At 61.0% G+C, this 18998-nt stretch carries 19 protein-coding genes and 1 pseudogene; 4 read left to right on the top strand and 16 right to left on the bottom strand.

Going from position 1 to position 18998, the window contains the following annotated elements:
* Nucleotides 1–7 precede the first annotated feature (7 nt).
* Entirely contained in the window at nucleotides 8–1021 is a 1014-nt protein-coding gene (gene hemB / locus BLV61_RS16435; protein WP_090466431.1) for a porphobilinogen synthase, read from the bottom strand.
* Between the two features lie 205 nt (nucleotides 1022–1226).
* Between hemB and BLV61_RS16430 the strand changes: the two genes are divergently transcribed.
* A complete protein-coding gene (locus BLV61_RS16430; RefSeq protein ID WP_047534876.1) occupies nucleotides 1227–1859 on the top strand; it encodes a DedA family protein in 633 nt (210 codons plus the stop codon).
* On the opposite strand, the gene BLV61_RS16425 is transcribed toward BLV61_RS16430, so the two are convergent.
* Nucleotides 1840–3075: a sterol desaturase family protein gene (locus BLV61_RS16425; RefSeq protein WP_090466429.1), complete on the bottom strand. Its 1236-nt coding sequence runs from the start codon at nucleotides 3073–3075 to the stop codon at nucleotides 1840–1842. The genes BLV61_RS16430 and BLV61_RS16425 overlap by 20 nt on opposite strands.
* A 115-nt stretch (nucleotides 3076–3190) precedes the next feature.
* Here BLV61_RS16425 and elbB point away from each other — a divergent pair, with 115 nt between their 5' ends.
* The gene (gene elbB / locus BLV61_RS16420; protein ID WP_090466427.1) at nucleotides 3191–3859 is read left to right on the top strand and encodes an isoprenoid biosynthesis glyoxalase ElbB; all 669 of its coding nucleotides are present in this window, start codon (nucleotides 3191–3193) and stop codon (nucleotides 3857–3859) included.
* Nucleotides 3860–3924: 65 nt separating this feature from the next.
* Here the strand turns inward: elbB and BLV61_RS16415 are convergent, their stop codons facing one another.
* The 5 genes from BLV61_RS16415 to BLV61_RS16395 all read right to left on the bottom strand — a co-directional run bounded on the left by BLV61_RS16415 (nucleotide 3925) and on the right by BLV61_RS16395 (nucleotide 9854).
* Nucleotides 3925–4380: a YaiI/YqxD family protein gene (locus BLV61_RS16415; protein WP_047534885.1), complete on the bottom strand. Its 456-nt coding sequence runs from the start codon at nucleotides 4378–4380 to the stop codon at nucleotides 3925–3927.
* 106 nt (nucleotides 4381–4486) lie between these two features.
* Nucleotides 4487–6385: an FTR1 family protein gene (locus tag BLV61_RS16410; RefSeq protein ID WP_090466425.1), complete on the bottom strand. Its 1899-nt coding sequence runs from the start codon at nucleotides 6383–6385 to the stop codon at nucleotides 4487–4489.
* Nucleotides 6386–6614: 229 nt separating this feature from the next.
* Nucleotides 6615–7247, bottom strand: coding sequence for a homoserine/homoserine lactone efflux protein (gene rhtB / locus BLV61_RS16405; protein ID WP_047534889.1), 633 nt, complete (start codon nucleotides 7245–7247; stop codon nucleotides 6615–6617).
* Nucleotides 7248–7362: 115 nt separating this feature from the next.
* Nucleotides 7363–7944 carry a mechanosensitive ion channel family protein gene (locus BLV61_RS16400; protein WP_047534892.1) on the bottom strand — a complete coding sequence of 194 codons (582 nt, stop codon included), beginning with the start codon at nucleotides 7942–7944 and terminating at the stop codon, nucleotides 7363–7365.
* Nucleotides 7944–9854 carry an ATP-binding cassette domain-containing protein gene (locus tag BLV61_RS16395; protein WP_090466423.1) on the bottom strand — a complete coding sequence of 637 codons (1911 nt, stop codon included), beginning with the start codon at nucleotides 9852–9854 and terminating at the stop codon, nucleotides 7944–7946. Before BLV61_RS16395 ends, BLV61_RS16400 begins: the two co-directional genes overlap by 1 nt.
* 50 nt (nucleotides 9855–9904) lie before the next feature.
* Between BLV61_RS16395 and BLV61_RS16390 the strand changes: the two genes are divergently transcribed.
* Nucleotides 9905–10369 carry a TIGR02444 family protein gene (locus BLV61_RS16390; RefSeq protein WP_047534897.1) on the top strand — a complete coding sequence of 155 codons (465 nt, stop codon included), beginning with the start codon at nucleotides 9905–9907 and terminating at the stop codon, nucleotides 10367–10369.
* On the opposite strand, the gene BLV61_RS16385 is transcribed toward BLV61_RS16390, so the two are convergent.
* Entirely contained in the window at nucleotides 10366–11472 is a 1107-nt protein-coding gene (locus BLV61_RS16385; protein WP_090466421.1) for an AlgP family protein, read from the bottom strand. The genes BLV61_RS16390 and BLV61_RS16385 overlap by 4 nt on opposite strands.
* Before the next feature lie 192 nt (nucleotides 11473–11664).
* Here BLV61_RS16385 and BLV61_RS16380 point away from each other — a divergent pair, with 192 nt between their 5' ends.
* On the top strand, nucleotides 11665–12330 hold the full coding sequence (locus BLV61_RS16380; RefSeq protein ID WP_047534901.1) for an FKBP-type peptidyl-prolyl cis-trans isomerase: 666 nt from the start codon (nucleotides 11665–11667) through the stop codon (nucleotides 12328–12330).
* Between the two features lie 60 nt (nucleotides 12331–12390).
* On the opposite strand, the gene BLV61_RS16375 is transcribed toward BLV61_RS16380, so the two are convergent.
* The 8 genes and pseudogenes from BLV61_RS16375 to BLV61_RS32140 form a co-directional block, all read right to left on the bottom strand.
* A complete protein-coding gene (locus tag BLV61_RS16375) occupies nucleotides 12391–12849 on the bottom strand; it encodes an Rsd/AlgQ family anti-sigma factor (RefSeq protein WP_047534903.1) in 459 nt (152 codons plus the stop codon).
* 177 nt (nucleotides 12850–13026) lie between these two features.
* Entirely contained in the window at nucleotides 13027–13578 is a 552-nt protein-coding gene (locus BLV61_RS16370; RefSeq protein WP_047534906.1) for a disulfide bond formation protein B, read from the bottom strand.
* A 227-nt stretch (nucleotides 13579–13805) separates the two neighbouring features.
* A complete protein-coding gene (locus tag BLV61_RS16365; protein WP_047534908.1) occupies nucleotides 13806–15044 on the bottom strand; it encodes a heme biosynthesis protein HemY in 1239 nt (412 codons plus the stop codon).
* Nucleotides 15041–16183 (bottom strand): uroporphyrinogen-III C-methyltransferase, encoded by a 1143-nt coding sequence (locus tag BLV61_RS16360; protein ID WP_090466419.1) that lies wholly within the window; start codon nucleotides 16181–16183, stop codon nucleotides 15041–15043. The genes BLV61_RS16365 and BLV61_RS16360 overlap by 4 nt, the downstream gene beginning before the upstream one ends.
* Nucleotides 16184–16199: 16 nt before the next feature.
* A complete protein-coding gene (locus BLV61_RS16355) occupies nucleotides 16200–16967 on the bottom strand; it encodes a uroporphyrinogen-III synthase (RefSeq protein ID WP_090466416.1) in 768 nt (255 codons plus the stop codon).
* Entirely contained in the window at nucleotides 16964–17905 is a 942-nt protein-coding gene (gene hemC, locus BLV61_RS16350) for a hydroxymethylbilane synthase (RefSeq protein ID WP_047534915.1), read from the bottom strand. The genes BLV61_RS16355 and hemC overlap by 4 nt, the downstream gene beginning before the upstream one ends.
* A gap of 139 nt (nucleotides 17906–18044) precedes the next feature.
* The gene (locus BLV61_RS16345) at nucleotides 18045–18791 is read right to left on the bottom strand and encodes a LytR/AlgR family response regulator transcription factor (RefSeq protein ID WP_047534918.1); all 747 of its coding nucleotides are present in this window, start codon (nucleotides 18789–18791) and stop codon (nucleotides 18045–18047) included.
* Nucleotides 18788–18904: pseudogene (locus tag BLV61_RS32140) on the bottom strand (sensor histidine kinase); the annotation flags it as partial. The pseudogene BLV61_RS32140 and the gene BLV61_RS16345, both read right to left, overlap by 4 nt.
* Between the last annotated feature and the right edge of the window lie 94 nt (nucleotides 18905–18998).

Here is an 18998-nt window from a genome sequence, read left to right as displayed (position 1 = left end):
GGGAGGGCTATTTTTGCTCTCGTAACAATTGAGCTGCGCGAACGGCAAAGTACGTCAGGATGCCATCAGCGCCGGCACGTTTAAAGGCGGTCAGGGATTCGAGGATCACCCCTTCGCTCAACCAGCCATTCTGGATCGCTGCCATGTGCATGGCGTACTCGCCGCTGACTTGATAAACAAAAGTCGGCACTTTGAATTCTTCCTTGACCCGGCAGAGGATGTCCAGATAGGGCATGCCAGGCTTGACCATGACCATGTCTGCGCCTTCTGACAAGTCAGCCGCCACTTCGTGCAGGGCTTCGTTGCTGTTGGCCGGGTCCATCTGATAGGAGGCTTTGTTGGCCTTGCCCAGGTTCAGCGCCGACCCGACGGCATCGCGGAACGGTCCGTAATAGGCACTGGCGTACTTCGCCGAGTAGGCCATGATCCGCACATTGACATGATCGGCCAGTTCCAGAGCCTCGCGAATGGCCTGGATGCGGCCGTCCATCATGTCCGACGGGGCCACCACCTGAGCGCCGGCTTCGGCATGGGACAGGGCTTGCTTGACCAGTGCGTCGACGGTGATGTCGTTCTGTACATATCCTTCTTCGTCGAGAATGCCGTCCTGGCCATGGGTGGTGAACGGGTCCAGTGCGACGTCGGTGATCACGCCCAGCTCAGGAAACTGCGCTCGCAAGGCGCGGGTGGCACGCTGGGCGATACCGTTGGGGTTCCAGGCTTCGGCGGCGTCCAGCGACTTGAGTTCCGGCGGCGTCACCGGGAACAGCGCCAGCGCCGGAATCCCCAGCTCGACCCATTTGGCCGCCTCTTCCAGCAACAGATCGATGGTCAGGCGTTCGACGCCCGGCATCGAGGCGACCGCTTCGCGACGGTTTTCACCGTCCAGCACAAATACCGGCAGAATCAGATCATCGACGGACAACACGTTTTCACGAACCAGACGACGCGAAAATTCATCACGGCGGTTGCGGCGCAGGCGGGTTGCAGGGAACAAACGGTTGGCGGGGGTAAAGCTCACGGCAGACTCCTGAGCCCGCTGGCGTGCGAGCGTGACAGTTATAAGCGGCCATTATGACGATCGCGTGACAGTTATGTGCACACTGCGACATGTAGCCGCATTCCATTGTCCTTGTAGGAAATGTTCACGTCGAGACACATTTCGACACTTTCCTGAATGTGTACGAAGGGTTAGGCTGCGCGTTCATTTCGCCAGCACCCAGACAATGCTCCAACAATTTCTGCATGACTTTGGCTATTTTGCCTTGTTTCTCGGCACGTTCTTCGAAGGCGAAACCATTCTGGTGCTCGCAGGCTTCCTCGCGTTCCGTGGATACATGGATATCAACCTGGTGGTGGTCGTGGCGTTCTTCGGCAGTTATGCCGGCGATCAGCTGTGGTACTTCATGGGGCGAAAGCATGGCCGCAAGTTGCTTGCGCGCAAACCTCGCTGGCAACTGATGGGTGACCGGGCGCTGGAACACATCCGCAAACACCCGGACATTTGGGTGCTGAGCTTCCGCTTCGTCTATGGGTTGCGCACGGTCATGCCCGTGGCCATCGGTCTTTCGGGCTATCCACCGGGGCGATACCTGCTGCTCAACGGCATAGGCGCGGCGGTCTGGGCGGCCGCACTGGCCGCTGCCGCGTATCACTTCGGCGCGGTGCTCGAAGGCATGCTCGGCAGCATCAAGAAGTACGAGCTATGGGTCCTCGGCGCCCTGCTGGTGCTGGGCCTGGTCTTGTGGCTGCGCCGACGCTTCAAGAATGCCCGCCTGGCCCGGCAGATTTATGCCGACGAGCAAGCCTTGAAGGCTGAGCAGGCCAAAATCGAAAACGCTAAGACGCCAACCGAGTGAAGCGGTTTCTGCAGCAGTAGAGAGCGATACCGCTGAGCAGGCTGTAACTGGCCAGGCCGACCCAGCCCACCGCGCTGGCCGGCCACAGCCCCACCAGTGGCGCCAGCCATACCAGCGGCACATTCGACGCCAGTCGCAACAACTCCAGCTTCAACGCCCACGGGCGATTCTCCAGGGCCACCCCCAGCACAAACAGCCCCAACGCCACTGCACTCCAGCCCAGGATCAGGGCAGCGGTCGGCAGGCTCGGCTCCAGATTCATCAAGTAGCTGCCCAACGCGATGTACACGCAGAACTGCAGCAAGACGTAGAGTTGCTGACGTCCGTCCAGCGGCACCTCGAATTTGCGGAACTGGCTCAGGTCCGGTTTGTTCATCGGGTATTTGGCCGCCACATCCGCCGGCCGCCAACCGGTGCGCATGAACCAGATCCGCAATTTGTCCCAGGTGCTTTCGGCGCGCCGCGCATCCGCCCACAACTGCGCATAGAACTGCACGTTCGCCCAGATCGGATTCCAGCTCGCCAGCGGCGTGGTCACGCCGAAAATCACCGGTTCGTTGTCGTCCTCCTCCTGGAACGAGCCGAACAGACGGTCCCAAATAATGAACACCCCGCCATAGTTGCGATCCATGTAGAGAGCGTTCTGTGCATGGTGAGCCCGATGATTGGACGGCGTGACAAAGAACCACTCGAACCAGCCGAGCTTGGGAATGTGCCGGGTATGCACCCAGAACTGGTACAGCAGGTTCAGCGCGGCGACGCTGACGAATACCAACAGCGGCACGCCAACCACCGCCATGGGCAGGTAGAAGATCCAGCTCAGCAGGAACCCGGTGCTGGTCTGACGCAGGGCGGTGGAGAGGTTGTAGTCCTCGCTCTGGTGATGCACCGAATGCGCGGCCCAGAGGATGTTGCGTTCATGGCCCATTCGATGCAGCCAGTAGTAGCAGAAGTCGTAAAGGACGAAGGCAAAAACCCAGACCCAAACGCTGTCGGCCGAAAGCTCGAACAGCGCCAGATGCTTGAGGGCAAACGCATAGGTGACCAGTCCCACGCCCTTGGTCAGCAGGCCGGTGGTGGTCGACAGCACGCCGGTGCTGATGCTGTTGATCGCGTCCGCCACCCGATAGTTGCTCACCCCGCGCCAACGGTCGGCCAACAGCTCGACGGCAATCAGCACAAAGAAAAATGGCACCGCATACAGAATGAAGTCCATGACGCGCCCTGATTGGAATCCTGGGGACAGATCCTATGTGTAGCCGCGATTTAACCCTATGGCAACGAGTGACAAATTAGTGGACATTTAACGCCATGAATCTGGAGAAAAGCTTATGAGCAAAAAAGTTGCAGTGATCCTTTCCGGTTGTGGCGTGTACGACGGCGCAGAGATCTACGAAAGCGTGATTACCTTGCTGCGCCTGGACCAGCGTGGCGCGCAAGTGCAGTGCTTTGCCCCGGACATCGCGCAGCTGCATGTGATCAACCACCTGACCGGCGAAGAAATGCCCGAGTCGCGCAACGTGCTGGTGGAGTCGGCGCGCATCGCCCGTGGCGAGGTCAAGGACATCCGCGAAGCCAACGCCGAAGACTTCGATGCCTTGATCGTTCCCGGCGGTTTCGGTTCGGCCAAGAATCTCTCCAACTTTGCCATCGAAGGCACCGGCTGCACCGTGCAACCGGACGTACTGGCCCTGACCGAAGCCTTTGCCGAGGCCGGCAAACCGGTCGGTCTGATCTGCATCTCGCCGGCCCTGGCGGCGAAAATCTACGGGCCGGGCGTGATATGCACCATCGGCAACGACGCCGACACCGCTGCCGCCCTGAACAAGATGGGCGCGACCCACAAAGACTGCGCGGTCAGCGAAATCGTCGAAGACAAGGCACGCAAACTGGTGACTACCCCGGCGTACATGCTGGCGCAATCGATCAGCGAAGCGGCCTCCGGCATCAACAAACTGGTCGACCGCGTACTTGAGCTGACCCACGAAAACGAGGCCTGACGCATCACGGCGACTGCCTCCTGTGGCGAGCGAGCTTGCTCCCTCGCCACAAGGACGGCATCGGCTCAGGCGTTGCGTGATAACCGGGTCAATATCCGATCCAGCGCATTGGCAAACGCCTGCTTTTCCCGCTCGCCAAACGGTGCCGGGCCGCCGCTCATCTGCCCCTGCTCTCGCAGATCGGTGAACAGGTTACGCACCGCCAGCCGGTCACCCATGTTCTGCGCATCGAACTCCTTGCCTCGCGGGTCCAGCGCCGAAACGCCTTTCTTCACCAGGCGGTCGGCCAGCGGCACATCGCTGCAGATCACCAGCTCCCCAGGCACGGCGTGTTCTACCAGGTAATCATCGGCCGCATCCGGACCGCTCGGCACCACGATCAGCTTTACCAGCGTCAGGCCCGGCTTGATCTGCGGCTGCCCGGCCACCAGCACCACTTCGAACCGGCGCTTCAGGGCGAACTTCACCACCAGGTCCTTGGCCGCCCGAGGGCAAGCGTCGGCATCGATCCAGACACGCATCAGTTTTTCCTCTTCCGAAAAGCATCGCGAGCAGGCTCGCTCCCACAAGGTTAGCGCTAATCCTGTGGGAGCGAGCCTGCTCGCGAATGTGAGCGAAGCGAATGCTTTAAGAAACAGTTACCCGGCGCTTCTCAGCCAGCCAGCTTCGACCATACAACACGGTGATCGCAACAATCGCCACCGCCTGAGCACTCAGCGAATACGCATCGGCATGAATCCCCAGCCAGTCGAATTCAAAGAACGGGACCGGCCGTGTACCGAAAATCCCGGCTTCCTGCAGCGCCTTAACGCCATGCCCGGCGAACACCACTGACAGCGCGCACAGCAGAGCGGCGTTGATGCTGAAGAACAGCGCCAGCGGCAGTTTCGCTGAACCACGCAGGATGACCCATGCCAGGCCGACCAACAGCACCAGCGCCGTCGCCCCACCGGCCAGCACGGCGTCGTGACCGGCCGGGCCAGCCTGCAGCCACAGGGTTTCGTAGAACAGGATCACTTCGAACAATTCGCGATACACCGAGAAAAACGCCAGGATCGCAAAGCCGAATCGCCCGCCACCGCCCACCAGGCTGCTCTTGATGTAATCCTGCCAGGCCGCGGCATGACGACGGTCGTGCATCCACACGCCGAGCCACAGCACCATGACACTGGCAAACAGCGCCGTCGCGCCTTCCAGCAGTTCGCGCTGGGAGCCGCTGACATCGATCACATACGCCGCCAGCGCCCATGTCCCCAGACCGGCCAGCAACGCCAGGCCCCAACCGACGTTGACGCTGCGCACCGCCGACTGCTGGCCGGTATTACGCAAGAAGGCGAGGATCGCCGCCAGTACCAGAATGGCTTCCAGACCTTCGCGCAGCAGAATCAACAGGCCGGAAATAAAGCTCAGGGACCAACTCAAACCATCGCCGCCCAACAAGCCGGCGGACACTTTCAACTTGGCCTTGGCGGCTTCCAGGCGCTGCTCGACCTGTTCGACCGGCAAGCCATCCTGCAACGACTGACGGTAAGCCATCAGCGATTTCTCAGTGTCTTTGCGCACGTTGGCGTCGACGTTATCCAGCGAGCTTTCGACCAGCTCGAAACCTTCCAGATACGCCGCCACCGACAAGTCATAGGCCTGATCGTGTTCGCCGGCGCGATAGGCCGCGATGCTCTTGTCCAGCGTGGCGGCGGTGTAATCAAGCAACTGCGCCGGGCCGCGCTTGACCTGCGGGGGTTGCGCCCGCTGGGCCCGGAAGGTAGCGGCCGCTTGCGGGCCGTCGGCAGCCTGTACTTCAGCCGGCGTCTGACGGGCCAGATCGGCAATGTTGTAAGTCTTGTCGCCGCTGGCGCTCGCCGGATCGGCGCTGAAGCCGGCGATATAAGTGGCCAGATCCCAACGCTGGCGATCGTCCAGTTGATCGGCGAAGGCCGGCATGTCGGTGCCTTCGACGCCGAGCCCCAGGGTGCTGTAGATCCCGTAGAGGCTCAGTTGATCCAGGCGCGCAGCATCGCGCAGATTGGCCGGTGGCGGGGTCAGGCCGACACCCGCAGGGCCATCGCCAGCGCCTGCATCACCGTGGCACACCGAACAATGCTGGGCGTACAGTGGCGCGCCGCGAGTCGGGTCGGGGGTAATGACCGGGGCCTGGCTGACCTCGTAGGCCACAGCCAGTTTCGCGCCCAGTTGCCGGGCCTGACGGGCGACCTCCGCGCCGTCCTGACGCGCCGTGATCGCCGCATGCAGCGCACTGATGCCCTGCTCCAGCCCGGCTTTTTCCGGCTTGCCCGGCATGGCGGCGACCAACCCTTGCAACACCCCGGTGAATTCGAGCTGTTCGCGGTATTCAGATTCGTCAATGACCTTGCCTGCCCGCACCGTTGCCGGGTAATCCGCGCCGATGTAGTCGAGCAGGTGCAGCGCTTGCGGCGCACCTTCCACCGTGTCGGCCAGCAGGTTGGAGCTGCATAAGGCCAGCAACGGTACGAAGAGCCAGGCCAGGAAACGGGACGGGGCAATCATGAATGAATCTCAATTGGAAACACGAAGTAATATATTGTTCACTCTCAATGACTTTCGCTCAAGCTTTGTCTGCTCTGCTGGCGTCAGAGCGAAACAAGGGGCCAGCGCCCGTATCGACCGCCTGCCACCCTCTCGGCAAGGGGCGCCAAGCCCATCGGATGTGCTGATCCCGCCCTTGCGACAATAAAAAAGGCGACCTGAAAAGGTCGCCTTTTTTGTCAGCGTGGGTTTAAACGGCGGCTTTGCGCAGAGTCGCCATGAAGGCAGCGGCACCAATGAACAGCCCGGCAAAGGTGCGGTTCATGCGTTTTTGCTGCTTGGGCGTGCGCAACAGGCGCAGCACCCTGGACGCCAACCCGGTGTAACCGGCCATGACGATCAGGTCGACGCAGATCATGGTCACACCAATGATCAGGTACTGAGCCAGCAGCGGCGCGTGGGGATCGATGAATTGTGGCAACACCGCCAGCATGAACACCAGCGCCTTGGGGTTGCTGATGTTGACCAGGAAACCACGGAATATCAGCACCAGCGGTTTGCCAATCGGGCGCACGGCGGCGTTATCGCTCATGTCGCTGGGCAACGCGCGCCATTGCTTGATGGCGAGATAAACCAGATAGGCCACACCGAACCATTTGATTGCGTAGAACGCGGTCGCCGATGCCGTAAGAATCGCACCCACACCGGCGCCGACAATCGCAATCTGCAGCGCCAGCCCCAATTGCAGGCCTAGCGCATTCCAGTACCCACGCCAGAAACCGTATTGCAGACCGCTGGACATCGACGCAATGGCGCCAGCCCCCGGAGAAAGACTGATCACCCAGCAGGCGGCAAAAAAAGCCAGCCATGTTTGAAGCTCCATCGCACACCTCGACTCAGACTCGTGACAGAGGTCTAAGCTAATGCGGCTTTGGGCCGATGACTACCGATTTTTTGTAGGACATGACGATCGCCGACCCGCGTGGCCGGCGTGCCGGCTACTTTTCGAAACCGCTTGAAGGAAAGACATCACTGCCGCGCCAGCGTCGAACCGAGCGCTGAAAGAACAAACTGTTCGGCACTTGCACCATGGCGCTACCGGTTCCGAGCTCTTCGGCTTCGACCAACGTGGTGTAAAGCAAATTGATCGCTACTACCCGACCTTTGACGCCGGGCTTGTCGGTGGTATCCACCAACTCGACCACATCGCCCAGCCGAAACGGGCCGACTGTGAAGATCAGAATCGCGCAGAGCAAGTTGGAGAGCACGCTCCACATGGCGAAAAACGCGACTGCGGCGACCGCGACAAAACCCGACAGCGCCGTCCAGAGCACCGTGGCCGAAACCCCGAGGCGCTCCAGCACGAAAATCAGGGCGCTGCCCATGATCAGCCAACGCAGGCCTCCGCGCAGGGGCATCAGCAACTGTGGCGGAAACGGGTAGCGTTCACCGAGACGGGTCAGGCCCTTGGCAACGAAGCGCTGGGCGAGGTAGCCGGCCAGCAGGATCAGCAGGATTTGCACGCCGAGCCAGATCGGCTCGACCCACACCGCTGGCAACGGCAGCTTGAAGGCGTCCATCAGGACAGCGCCTCCAGCTCCGCCTGCATGCTTTCCAACAGCTCCAACGCTTCCATCCAGGCCTCTTCCAGCTCCGCCTCACGGACCTTCAGCTTGGCCTGTTCGGCCAGCAGATCACGCAATTCGTTCTTGCGCGCCGGTTCGTAGATGTCGCTGTCGCCGAGGCTGGCATCGATCTTCGCCAGTTTCTCGTGGAGCTTGCCCAACTCGGCTTCGAGCTTGTCAGCCTCGCGCTTGTGCGGTGCCAGTTGCTGACGCAAGGCAGCTGCGGCCTGACGCTGGGCTTTCTTGTCGGTCTTGTCCGGGTTGACCGGCGTGGTGCTGACCGGGGCATTTCGCTGGCGGTACTCCACCAGCCAGCGGGTGTAGTCCTCCAGGTCGCCGTCGAATTCTTCGACCTTGCCATCGGCTACCAGATAGAAATTGTCGGTGGTGCTTTTGAGCAAATGACGATCGTGGGAGACCACCAGCACCGCGCCACTGAATTCCTGCAGGGCCATGGTCAACGCCAGGCGCATTTCCAGGTCCAGGTGGTTGGTCGGTTCGTCGAGCAGCAACAGGTTCGGCCGGTCCCAGGCGATCAGCGCCAACGCCAGACGCGCCTTCTCGCCACCGGAGAAATTCAGCACGGGCTCATCGATCCGAGCGCCCCGGAAGTCGAAGCCACCGAGGAAGTCACGCAGTGTCTGCTCGCGCTCGGTCGGTGCCAGGCGCTGCAAGTGCAACAGCGGGCTGGCCTTGGAGTCCAGGGAGTCAAGCTGATGCTGGGCGAAGTAGCCGACAACCGTGTTCTCGCCACGGGTCAAGCGACCGGCCAGCGGCGTGAGTTCACCCGCAAGGTTCTTGATCAGGGTCGACTTGCCCGCGCCGTTAGGACCAAGCAGGCCGATCCGCGCGCCGGGGGTCAATTGCAGCTTGACCTTCTCCAGCACGGTTTTCTCGCCGTAACCCAGACGGGCATCGGACAGGTCAATCAGTGGGCTGGAGATTTTCTGCGATTCGCGGAACACGAAGTCGAACGGTGAGTCGACGTGGGCCGCGGTCAACTCTTCCATCCGCTCCAATGCCTTGATCCGGCTCTGGGCCTGGCGGGCCTTGGTGGCCTGGGCCTTGAAGCGGGCGATGTAGCTTTCCATGTGCGCACGCTGCACCTGCTGCTTCTCGTAAGCCTGTTGTTGCTGGGCCAGGCGTTCGGCGCGGGCGCGTTCGAAGGCGCTGTAGCCACCGCGATAGAGCGTGATCTTGCGCTGATCGACGTGAGCCACGTGATCGACCACGGCATCGAGGAAATCCCGGTCGTGGGAGATCAGCATCAAGGTGCCGGGATAACTTTTGAGCCACTCTTCCAGCCAAATGATGGCGTCGAGGTCCAAGTGGTTGGTCGGTTCATCAAGCAGCAACAGGTCCGAGGGGCACATCAAGGCCTGCGCCAGGTTCAGACGCATCCGCCAGCCACCGGAGAAATCTCCGACCTGACGATCCATCTGGTCATTGGTGAACCCAAGGCCCGCCAGCAGCTTGCGGGCACGGGCATCGGCGGTGTAACCGTCGGCGCTGTCGAGTTCCGAGTGCAGACGGGCCTGAGCGGCACCGTCATGGGCCGCTTCGGCCGCCGCCAGGTCGCGTTGCACCTGGCGCAGGCGCAGGTCGCCATCGAGCACGTAGTCGACCGCCAGGCGTTCGAGGGTGTCGACCTCCTGGCGCATGTGGGCGATACGCCAGTCGGCCGGCAGGAAGCAGTCACCCGAATCCGGGTGCAGTTCACCCCGAAGCAAGGCGAACAGGCTCGATTTGCCGGCGCCGTTGGCACCGATAAGGCCGGCTTTCTGGCCGGCGTGCAGCGTCAACTCGGCGTCTTCTAGCAGACGTTGCGGGCCACGCTGTAAAGTCAGGTTCTGAAGTCGAATCATAATGGCGGCGGAGTCTACCAGCTTCGCTCGCAACTGGCGCGAGTAGCACTATGTCCTCTGACCTGTGGAGCTTTTCCCTGAGCACTTATGCCCGCCCGGGCGTTGAACAGGCGTGCCTGCAATTGCAGTCGGCGGGCGTCAACGTGTGCCTGCTGCTGTGTGCGGCATGGCTGGGACAGCGGGGAGTGGCCTGCAATGAGCAGCGCCTGCAGCAACTTCGCAGTGTGGCTGAGCCGTGGGACAACGATGTGGTGCAACCGTTGCGGGCATTACGCACGCAATGGAAAACCATCGCCATGCTGGACGCCGACCTGCATGGGCTGCGCGAACAGGTGAAGACCCTGGAACTGGAAGCCGAGCGACATCTGTTGCTACGACTGGAGCGATCGGCCCAAGGTTGGCCACAAGAGAAAGGGACCGATCTCTCGGCCTGGCTGGAAGGTGTAGCGGCAGGCGCCGCCCACCTGGACCGCGACGCGCTGCGTCAGCTGCGCGTCGCGGTATCCGGCACTTAGGAAGCGCTGGTTGGGTTGGTGGTAGCTGCGCTCGGAACAGCGGCCGGCGTTGGTGCAGACACGGCTGTCGAGGGGGTGGCGACCGGAGCAGGTGCTGCCGCCGCAGCCGGGACGGCTGGCTTGGCAACTGGCGCGGTGGCCGGCTTGGCGGCAACCGGTTTTTTCACGGCGGGTTTAGCCGCTGGTTTGGCCGCAGGTTTTGCAGCAGGCTTGGCTGCGACTGGCTTGGCAGCAGCGGCAGGTTTCGCCGCAGCAGGTTTGGCGGCTGGTTTAGCCGTCGTTTTTGCAGCAGGTTTAGCCGCTGGCTTGGCCGCGGTTTTAGCGGCGACAGGTTTGGCGGCCGGCTTGGCAGCAGGCTTGGCCGCTGCAGTTTTGGCGGCTGGTTTGGCCGCAGGTTTAGCGGTCGTTTTTGCTGCCGGTTTGGCCGCTGGTTTCGCAGCAGCAGTTTTCGCTACGGCCGGTTTGGCAGCGGCTGTTTTTGCAGCAACCGGTTTGGCAGCGGCCGGTTTCGCAGCCGTCGTTTTAGCCGCCGGTTTCGCAGCGCTGGCCGCGACAGGTTTTTTCGCCGCAGGTTTTGCAGCAGGCTTGGCTGCGGCTTTCACCGGTGCCTTGGCAACCGGTTTGGCGGCAGGCTTGGCCGGTGCTTTTGCAGCAACCGGTTTGGCAGCGGTTTTCTTCGCAGGGGCCGCAGCAGGCTTGGCCGCACGCAGGGACAATGCCTTGCCGACAGCCTCTTGAACGCGACCAACGCCCTGGGCCAGTTTCAGGCTTTCTTGAGCGTCGCGCTTGAGCTGCAGGATATAGCCGCGAGTGTCCGACTGACGATCCTTGAGGGCATCCAGCAGCTCCTCGAGTTCCTTCACTGCGTCCTTGGCTTTGGCTTGCGCCTTGGCCTTGCCGGCCGATGCAGCGTCCTGCAACTTGGTGCGGGATTTGTGCAATTTTTCCTGCGCTTTTCCGCGCTGCTTTTCCAGCTTGGCGAGCAGTTTTTCAGCATCAGCCAGCGCTTCGGAACAAGCGGTTTCTAAGTGCTCGAGCAAGCTGCCCGAGAGTTGTTGAAGTAAGTGCAACGGGGTATTTACAGGCTTCTTGGTGGCCGACATGGTTTACCTCCTGGCTGACGTGGGTGCGGCTCATACTAGACCTCTGCTGCTACCGCCGCTAGGGCATCTTGACAGTATCCAAAGCGTTGCGTTGCAACGAATCGAAAATGTTCTGCGCTTGTGTAAAAGCAGTTCACCGTTGAACGCATTCTCACTGGCATAATCGCCCGCATCTCAGGCTGGAGAGTGCCCATGTCGCGCTACTTTTTTTTATCGCTGTGCGTGATTTTTTCCGCGGCCCACGCTGCAGAAAAAACGCCGGAAAATGACGCTCACGACCTCGCTTACAGCCTGGGTGCGAGCCTCGGTGAACGCCTGCGCCAGGAGGTTCCCGATCTTCAACTTCAGGCGCTCGTCGAAGGTTTGCAGCAAGCCTATCAAGGCAAGCCACTGGCGTTGAAAGACGAGCAGATCGAACAGATCCTCAACGAGCACGAAGCCCGTGTCGCCATGCAAACACCTGAGCCGCAAAGCGAATTGGCGCTGCAAAAAGAACAGCGTTTTCTCGCCGATGAAAAAGCCAGGCCCGGTGTTCGTGAACTGGCGGATGGAATACTACTGACAGAACTGGCGCCAGGTACGGGTGCCAAGGCCGGGCCAAACGGCAAGGTCCAGGTGCTGTATGTCGGTCGCCTTCCCGACGGCACAGTGTTCGACCAGAACAGTCAGCCGCAATGGTTCAGTCTCGATAGCGTGATCAGCGGATGGCGCAGCGCACTGCAGCAAATGCCGGTCGGCGCGAAATGGCGCCTGGTGATTCCATCGGCGCAAGCCTATGGCGCCGATGGTGCCGGCGACTTGATCGCGCCGTTTACACCGCTGGTGTTCGAAGTCGAATTGCGCGGCGCCACTGGCTGAATGGCGGAAACGAAAAACGGTGCGCAAGGCGCACCGTTTTCAGTATTGCGAAGAGTGAATTCAGGCCTGAACCGAATCTTCTGCCTTGTGAGCGGTGTGCAGAACCTCGATCAGGCAATCCTCCAGCTCGAAGCGCTCGTGCAACAGACCACCCAGTTCCTTGAATTTCTCTGCCACGCACTTGCCTGCATCGCACAGGTCATTGAACGCGAGCAGTTTTTCGGTGATGACGTCGATGCGCGGGTAGAGGGTTTCTGCCAACTCCAGACCACGCTTGTCATTGAAAGCCTTGGCTTCACCGGTCAGCTGTTCGTAGATTTCGAAATGCCCGGCGGACACGTAATCAACCAGGACACCACAGAATTCCTGCAAAGGTTTGCGGTTTTCACCCAGAGCCTCTGGCTTGGCACCGAGAGTGTCATAGGCATGAACCAGTTCGTGACGTTCCTGCAACCAACGATCGATCAGCAGATGTACTCCACCCCAACGTTCTTGAGCATTCTGACAACTTTCGAGCATGGCGATCTCTCTTCCCTTGTGGGTCATGCTGCCCTACACCCGTCATACTCTTGAAGGTCAAGAATCGGCCAGGCAGAGCGTCATCGAGCAACATAATTCCAATGACACGTGCCGGCCAGATTATGCCCGCACGTCTGTGGCTTCAAGGTACGCAGCCGATAAAGTTCATACAAGTGTTTAATCACCCACAAGCGCCCGGTGCGACGACTCGCCGCTAAGTGGTCGCCGCAAGGCGACCCAGGCTTGACGCAACAGCTGATAAATCCCCAGGGTCATCATCGAGATAAAGAACAGCAGGCTCCACTCCGGGATGCTCAAGTCAAACAGGGTCCAGGAGATCTGAGCGCAGTCGATGGTGCCTTTGAACATCTGCCGCACGACGCACATCCAGGGCGAACCGGCGAACAGATCACTCAGATTGGGCGCGCAAGTCGACAACTGATTTGCCGGATCGCTTTGCAGCAACACCTGCCGCCACGCGATGACCGTTCCGGCCAGGCTGAAAAGCACACCGAACAGCCAATACAGGACAGTCCCGAAGCGACCGGGTCCCTGCACCGAAGCCATCAGACAGACACCCGTCAGCAGTGCCAGGCAACCTCGTTGCAACAGGCACAAACCACAAGGTTGGAGGCCGACTGCATACTCCAGATAGTACGACACACCCAGAACCAGGGCGCCCGCAATGAAAACCAGGAAAAACAGGGAGCGTGAGCAGGCCAGAGGCATGGCTTTTCCGTAACAGTAAGGACCGACAGCTACGGTAGAGGAAAGCGCAACGGCCTTTCAAGACAGGTCGGCAGGGACACTTCAGCGCAAGTGTAGGGAATTCCCGACAGAGGCCAGAGGATCAGGTGTAGCCCCTTGTAGGATTCTGCTGAAGACGCATCACGAAAGTAAAATTCCGACAAAGTTTTCGCCATCGGATCGCCCTTCGGGCGACCCTTCACTCACGGTCAAGCGTGAGCCGGCAACGGCAGCGGTGCTGCCAACAAGCGCTCATCCAGCAAGCCCAGACCTTCCTGGAACAGCTGATTACTGCGCTCGGTATCACCCATCTGCGCCAGCAGCCGAGCCAGTTCGGCGCAGGCTTCCGGGTTGCGCTGCACGCGCAGACTGCTTTCCAGATAATCCCGCGCCTTGCCCCACAGGCTGCTTTGCAGGCACAGGCGACCCAGGGTCAGCAATAGGCTCGGGTCGGCCGGTTGATCCTTGAGCAAGCCCTCGGCGAATTGCAGTTGACGCGCCGGATCACCACCGCGAACCAATCCGTAGAGCCGAGCCAGGTGACTGTCAAAGCTGCGCTTGAGTGCCGTGCGCAGCACCTCTTCAGCTTCGACCTGAGCACCCAGCTGGCGCAATTGCTCGGCATAGGCCAGCACCAGTTGCGGCTCTTGACGCTGGGCCGAATTCAACTGCTGCCAGGCGCGGTTGAGCGTTTGCAAGCCGACGGTTCCGTCTGCTTCCTGATGCGCCGCCAGAGACAGGTTCTTGCCCCAGGCGCGACGTTCAAGTTCGGCCAATTCAGCGGCTGGCAGGACCTTGTCCTTGCGCAACTCCGGCAGCAGACGAATCAGGGCCGACCAATCGCCTCGCTGCTGATACAAGCGCTGCAACTGGCGCAGGGTCTGCACGTTATGAGGGTGGCGCTCGTGCATCGCTTGCAGGGTCGCGAGGGCGCCTTCGGTGTCGCCGCGATCAGTCTGTAATTGTGCGTGGCTCAAGGCGATTGCCAGCTCGGCCTGTGGCTGACGCTCCAACGCACGCTCCAGCAGGTTGTCGCTTTCCTCGTAATGACCTTGTTCGTTCGCGGCTCGGGCAGCGCCGAGGTAGTACAGCAGCGGCTGGCGCTCGGCTTCCGCCGCCCGGGCCAGATGACGCTGCGCGCTGGCCCAGCGACCTTCCGCCAGATCCAGTTGACCATGCTCGATGGCGACCTGCACCCGACGACTGCGATTGCGCCGTGACCACGGGTTGACCACGCCACTGGAAGTCGTTACCAACTCGATCAATGCCTTGATGCCCCAGAACAGCAGCCAAAGGACGGCCACCAAAGCCAGCGTTGCCCAGAGGCTCGATTCGTATCTGAACGTCTTGTAAGCGATCAGCACGTAGCCCGAGTGCTCGGCAATCGCCAAGCCTAGCGCCGCCGTAGCAGCGATGACCAGAAACACGATCACATACAGGCGCTTCATGGTGTGGCCTCCTGCGCGGTGTTCGCGGCAGGTTTGGCCATTGGCTTGACCGAGTCTTCGGCGTTCACGTTACGTCGTTCCAGGTAAGCCTGAACCGCACTCAGTGTGCCGGTCAGGTCCGGGGTGACCACGGTGACGGGCTGCTTGCTCAACTCGGCCACCTGCTCAAGCATCACTTTGCTCTGCGGATTGTCCGGGTTGAAGTTGCCCTTGAGCACATCGCGCGCTTCGTCCAGTGCCTGGCTGTAAACCGCAGGCTGACCATTGAGTGCGGCCCATTGCGCTTGCTCGAGCGTCAGGCTCAGGGCCAGTCGCACCTGGCTCAGGCTCTGCCCGGCCAGTAACGGGCGGACGTTTTTATCGGCGTTGAAATCGATGCGGATGTAGCGAGAAATCTGATCCCACCACTGGGCCCAACGGCTGGCGCCGTCACCATCGGCGGTCAGGCCCAACAACGATTCGCCACGATCCTTGTACTCGGGCGCCAGTTCGGTCAGGCCGATCACCTGCTCACGCAAAGCCCCCAGCCGCAAGAACAACCCAGTGCGATCCGGTTGCTCGGTGCTGCGCAAAGCCACCAGGGTTTTGGCCACTTGCTCGCGGGCGGCGAAGGCTCCGGGATCATTTTGTTCGCGCAGAATTTCATCGGCGCCCTGCACCAGGGCCTGGGCGCTGCTGATGTCCTGCAAGGCAGACAATCGCAAACTGGCCAGACGCAGCAAGTGCTCGGCCTCGGCCAGGCGCCAATCCTTGCGGCTGGCACCGAGAACGGTTTCCAGTCGCTGGTTCAGGCGCTGCTGATCACCCTGCAGCTGAATCACCAGGCGACTGCGCTCCTCCAGCACATCGGCGCCCGGCATTTGTTCCAGGCGCGCGCTCAGGCGTTGTTCATTGAGCTTCAGGCTTTGCGCCTCATCACTCAACGCCTGCACCTGACTCAGCTGTTGTTGGTTAGTCGATTGCAGGTGACGCACCTGCCAGACTCCCCAACCACCCACTGCGATACCGGCAGCGCCCAACAACAGCGCGACAATCGCCAGCCCATTGCCTCGGCGCGGCTCTGCCGCAGGTGGTGGTGTTTCAACCGGTGCATCGAGCACTGGCCGGACGTCATCTTTAGGCAAGGCTGTTTCGCTCACGTATCCATCCTTTGCATTAGAGAACGGGCACGGGGTGCTCCCGTAACGCCGTCAGCAAAGCCGCGGCACTGGCGCCGCGACAATCCACAACTGCCAGGGCTCCGGCGGCATGTGCCAGCTCGGCAACCCTGGGGCTTGGTACAAACAACGGCAACCGCGCCAACCGTGGCCAGGCATCGCCAGCCAATTGATGCAGGTGCTCAAAACCCTGTCCACTGCTGACCACCAGCCCGTTCAGGCGTTCCGCTTCGATCTGCCGTGGCAACGTGGCCGGCAGGTAGTGCGGCAGTTCGCGACGGTACAGTTCCAGATACTCGACACTAGCACCTCGCTCGCGCAGGCGCTCTGCCAGTAACTCGCGACCACCCTCCCCGCGCATGATCAGCACGCGCGGTTCAGGCCCGGCGATGGCCTCGCGCAATGCCTCAAGTTCAAGCAAGGCTTCACTGTCATCGCCCTGCGCCGGGCAGCTCACATCCAGGCCACGATCGGCAAGAATCTGTGCCGTCGCCGCGCCGACGCTGAACCATTTCACGCGCGGCAAGGGCGAGCCAAACCGGTCGATCAACTCGATCCCGATTCGAGCAGCGGGCTTGCTGACCACGATCACAGCGCTGTAGCGATCCAGTTCCTGGATCACCTGGCGCATTGTGTCAGAGGCAGGGATCGGCGCTATGTCCAAAAGCGGCAAGCTGCTGCTGAAAATCCCCTGATCGGCCAGGAGACTGCTCAGCGCCGCCGACTCATCCGCCGGACGCGTCAACAGCAGGCGCCAGCCCGTCACTCGTGACCTGCCTCGCCATAGACCGCTTTGAGAATCTCGTTGGCGCCCTGACTCAACAGGTCTTCGGCCACTTGCACACCCAGGGCCTCGGCCTCGCCTCGTGGCGCGCGGGCTTCAGCACTGAGCAGCAGACCGCCATTCGGATCGCCCACCAGGCCACGCAACCAGATCTGCTCGCCTTCAAGCACGGCGTAGCAGGCAATCGGCACCTGGCAGCCACCATTGAGGTGTTTGTTGAGGGAACGTTCGGCGGTGACGCGGGTGGCGGTGTCCTGGTGATGCAGCGGCGCCAGCAATGCGTGAATTTCACTGTCTGCACTGCGGCATTCGATGCCCACGGCGCCCTGTCCGCCAGCAGGCAGACTGTCGTCGACACTGATGGCCGACGTAATGCGATCTTCAAAGCCCAAGCGAATCAAACCGGCGGATGCAAGGATGATGGCGTCGTATTCACCGGCATCAAGCTTGGCCAGGCGAGTGTTGACGTTGCCACGCAGGAAGCGGATTTCCAGATCAGGTCGACGGGTCAGCAATTGGGCCTGACGGCGCAGGCTCGACGTGCCGACGATACTGCCTTCAGGCAACTCGTCCAGGCTGGCATAGGTATTGGAGACGAATGCATCGCGCGGGTCTTCACGCTCGCAGATACAGAACAGGCCGAGACCTTCGGGGAAGTCCATCGGCACGTCTTTCATGGAGTGCACGGCGATGTCGGCTTCGTTTTCCAGCAACGCGGTTTCCAGCTCCTTGACGAACAGGCCCTTGCCGCCGATTTTCGACAGTGGCGAATCAAGCAGCTTGTCACCACGGCTGACCATGGGGACCAACGTCACGAGCAGACCGGGATGGGCCTCTTCCAGACGGGCTTTGACATATTCGGCCTGCCACAGGGCGAGAGCACTTTTGCGGGTGGCGATGCGGATCTGGCGAGAGGACATGGATCAATCCGTACTGAAAAGATACGGCGGATAATAACAGCTCAGCCAAATCCACTTTGACTTGTATCAGAAACTACTCGGCCTCCCTGGCCCCGGATGTCCGGCAATCGGGTGTGGAAATTCGCCTGCGACCAGCGAATTAAAGCTGTTGCATCATTTTCCGCACGCCCGCCACGTGGCGCCGACTGACGATCAAAGCGTCACCGTTCAGGCCTTTGAGGAACAGCTGGAAATGCCCGAGTGGCGTTCGTTGCAGCCGTTCGATGCGATCGCGAGCGACCAGTGCGTTACGGTGGATCCGCACAAAGCGGTCACCGAACTCGTCCTCGAGGGCCTTGAGCGGTTCATCCAGCAGCACTTCGCCGCTCTCGTGGCGCAAGGTCACGTACTTGTGATCGGCAATGAAGTAGACCACCTGATTCAGCGGGATCAGCTCGATCCCCTTTCGGGTTCGGGCGCTGATGTGGCTGCGTGGACCATTGCCACTTTCGGCGGCCGGGCGGGTCAGGGCCGCGAGTTGAACACGATTGGGTCGCTCGGCTTTCTTTAAGGCGTCATGTAAATGTTCGGTTCGCACAGGTTTCACCAGATAGCCTACGGCGCTGGCCTGTAAGGCTTCCACGGCAAATTCATCGGGCCCTGTGCAAAACACCACGGCGGGCGGGGTTTCGCGTTCGCACAATCGCGCGGCCACTTGCAGGCCATCAAGGCCTGGCATGCGGATATCGAGCAGCACGATATCCGGCTTGTGGCTGTCGATCAGTGCCAACGCCTCTTCGCCGTTCGTGGCGCTGGGCTCCAGGACACTGTATCCCTCGAGTTCGCCAACCATTCGGCTCAGGCGCTCGCGGGCTAGGGGGTCGTCATCAACGATCAGGACATTCATATTGCGCTGGATTCCTGCGTGAGTCTCGCACAAGGATAGCGTAGACAGGGTAAGTGACGTCCGTCACCGCGATCCACGCTAAGACTAGCGCGAGCGTCAAAAAGTGCCGCGAGACCGACGGCTAAATTTTCATCCGCCGGGCAATTGGCGGCCCAGGCTCGCATTGGCGACACAGCGCCACAGGGTTTGCCGATACGCAATCTGAAC

This window comes from Pseudomonas mohnii, from assembly GCF_900105115.1.
Classification (GTDB): Bacteria; Pseudomonadota; Gammaproteobacteria; order Pseudomonadales; family Pseudomonadaceae; genus Aquipseudomonas; species Aquipseudomonas mohnii.
This window is presented reverse-complemented; position numbering and strand designations above follow the sequence as displayed.

Coding starts and splice junctions, on each gene's coding strand:
- BLV61_RS16430 (WP_047534876.1), top strand. CDS start 1,227: ATGCTCCAACAATTTCTGCATGACTTTGGCTATTTTGCCTTGTTTCTC.
- BLV61_RS16425 (WP_090466429.1), bottom strand. CDS start 3,075: ATGGACTTCATTCTGTATGCGGTGCCATTTTTCTTTGTGCTGATTGCC.
- elbB (WP_090466427.1), top strand. CDS start 3,191: ATGAGCAAAAAAGTTGCAGTGATCCTTTCCGGTTGTGGCGTGTACGAC.
- BLV61_RS16415 (WP_047534885.1), bottom strand. CDS start 4,380: ATGCGTGTCTGGATCGATGCCGACGCTTGCCCTCGGGCGGCCAAGGAC.
- BLV61_RS16410 (WP_090466425.1), bottom strand. CDS start 6,385: ATGATTGCCCCGTCCCGTTTCCTGGCCTGGCTCTTCGTACCGTTGCTG.
- rhtB (WP_047534889.1), bottom strand. CDS start 7,247: ATGGAGCTTCAAACATGGCTGGCTTTTTTTGCCGCCTGCTGGGTGATC.
- BLV61_RS16400 (WP_047534892.1), bottom strand. CDS start 7,944: ATGGACGCCTTCAAGCTGCCGTTGCCAGCGGTGTGGGTCGAGCCGATC.
- BLV61_RS16395 (WP_090466423.1), bottom strand. CDS start 9,854: ATGATTCGACTTCAGAACCTGACTTTACAGCGTGGCCCGCAACGTCTG.
- BLV61_RS16390 (WP_047534897.1), top strand. CDS start 9,905: ATGTCCTCTGACCTGTGGAGCTTTTCCCTGAGCACTTATGCCCGCCCG.
- BLV61_RS16385 (WP_090466421.1), bottom strand. CDS start 11,472: ATGTCGGCCACCAAGAAGCCTGTAAATACCCCGTTGCACTTACTTCAA.
- BLV61_RS16380 (WP_047534901.1), top strand. CDS start 11,665: ATGTCGCGCTACTTTTTTTTATCGCTGTGCGTGATTTTTTCCGCGGCC.
- BLV61_RS16375 (WP_047534903.1), bottom strand. CDS start 12,849: ATGCTCGAAAGTTGTCAGAATGCTCAAGAACGTTGGGGTGGAGTACAT.
- BLV61_RS16370 (WP_047534906.1), bottom strand. CDS start 13,578: ATGCCTCTGGCCTGCTCACGCTCCCTGTTTTTCCTGGTTTTCATTGCG.
- BLV61_RS16365 (WP_047534908.1), bottom strand. CDS start 15,044: ATGAAGCGCCTGTATGTGATCGTGTTTCTGGTCATCGCTGCTACGGCG.
- hemC (WP_047534915.1), bottom strand. CDS start 17,905: ATGTCCTCTCGCCAGATCCGCATCGCCACCCGCAAAAGTGCTCTCGCC.
- BLV61_RS16345 (WP_047534918.1), bottom strand. CDS start 18,791: ATGAATGTCCTGATCGTTGATGACGACCCCCTAGCCCGCGAGCGCCTG.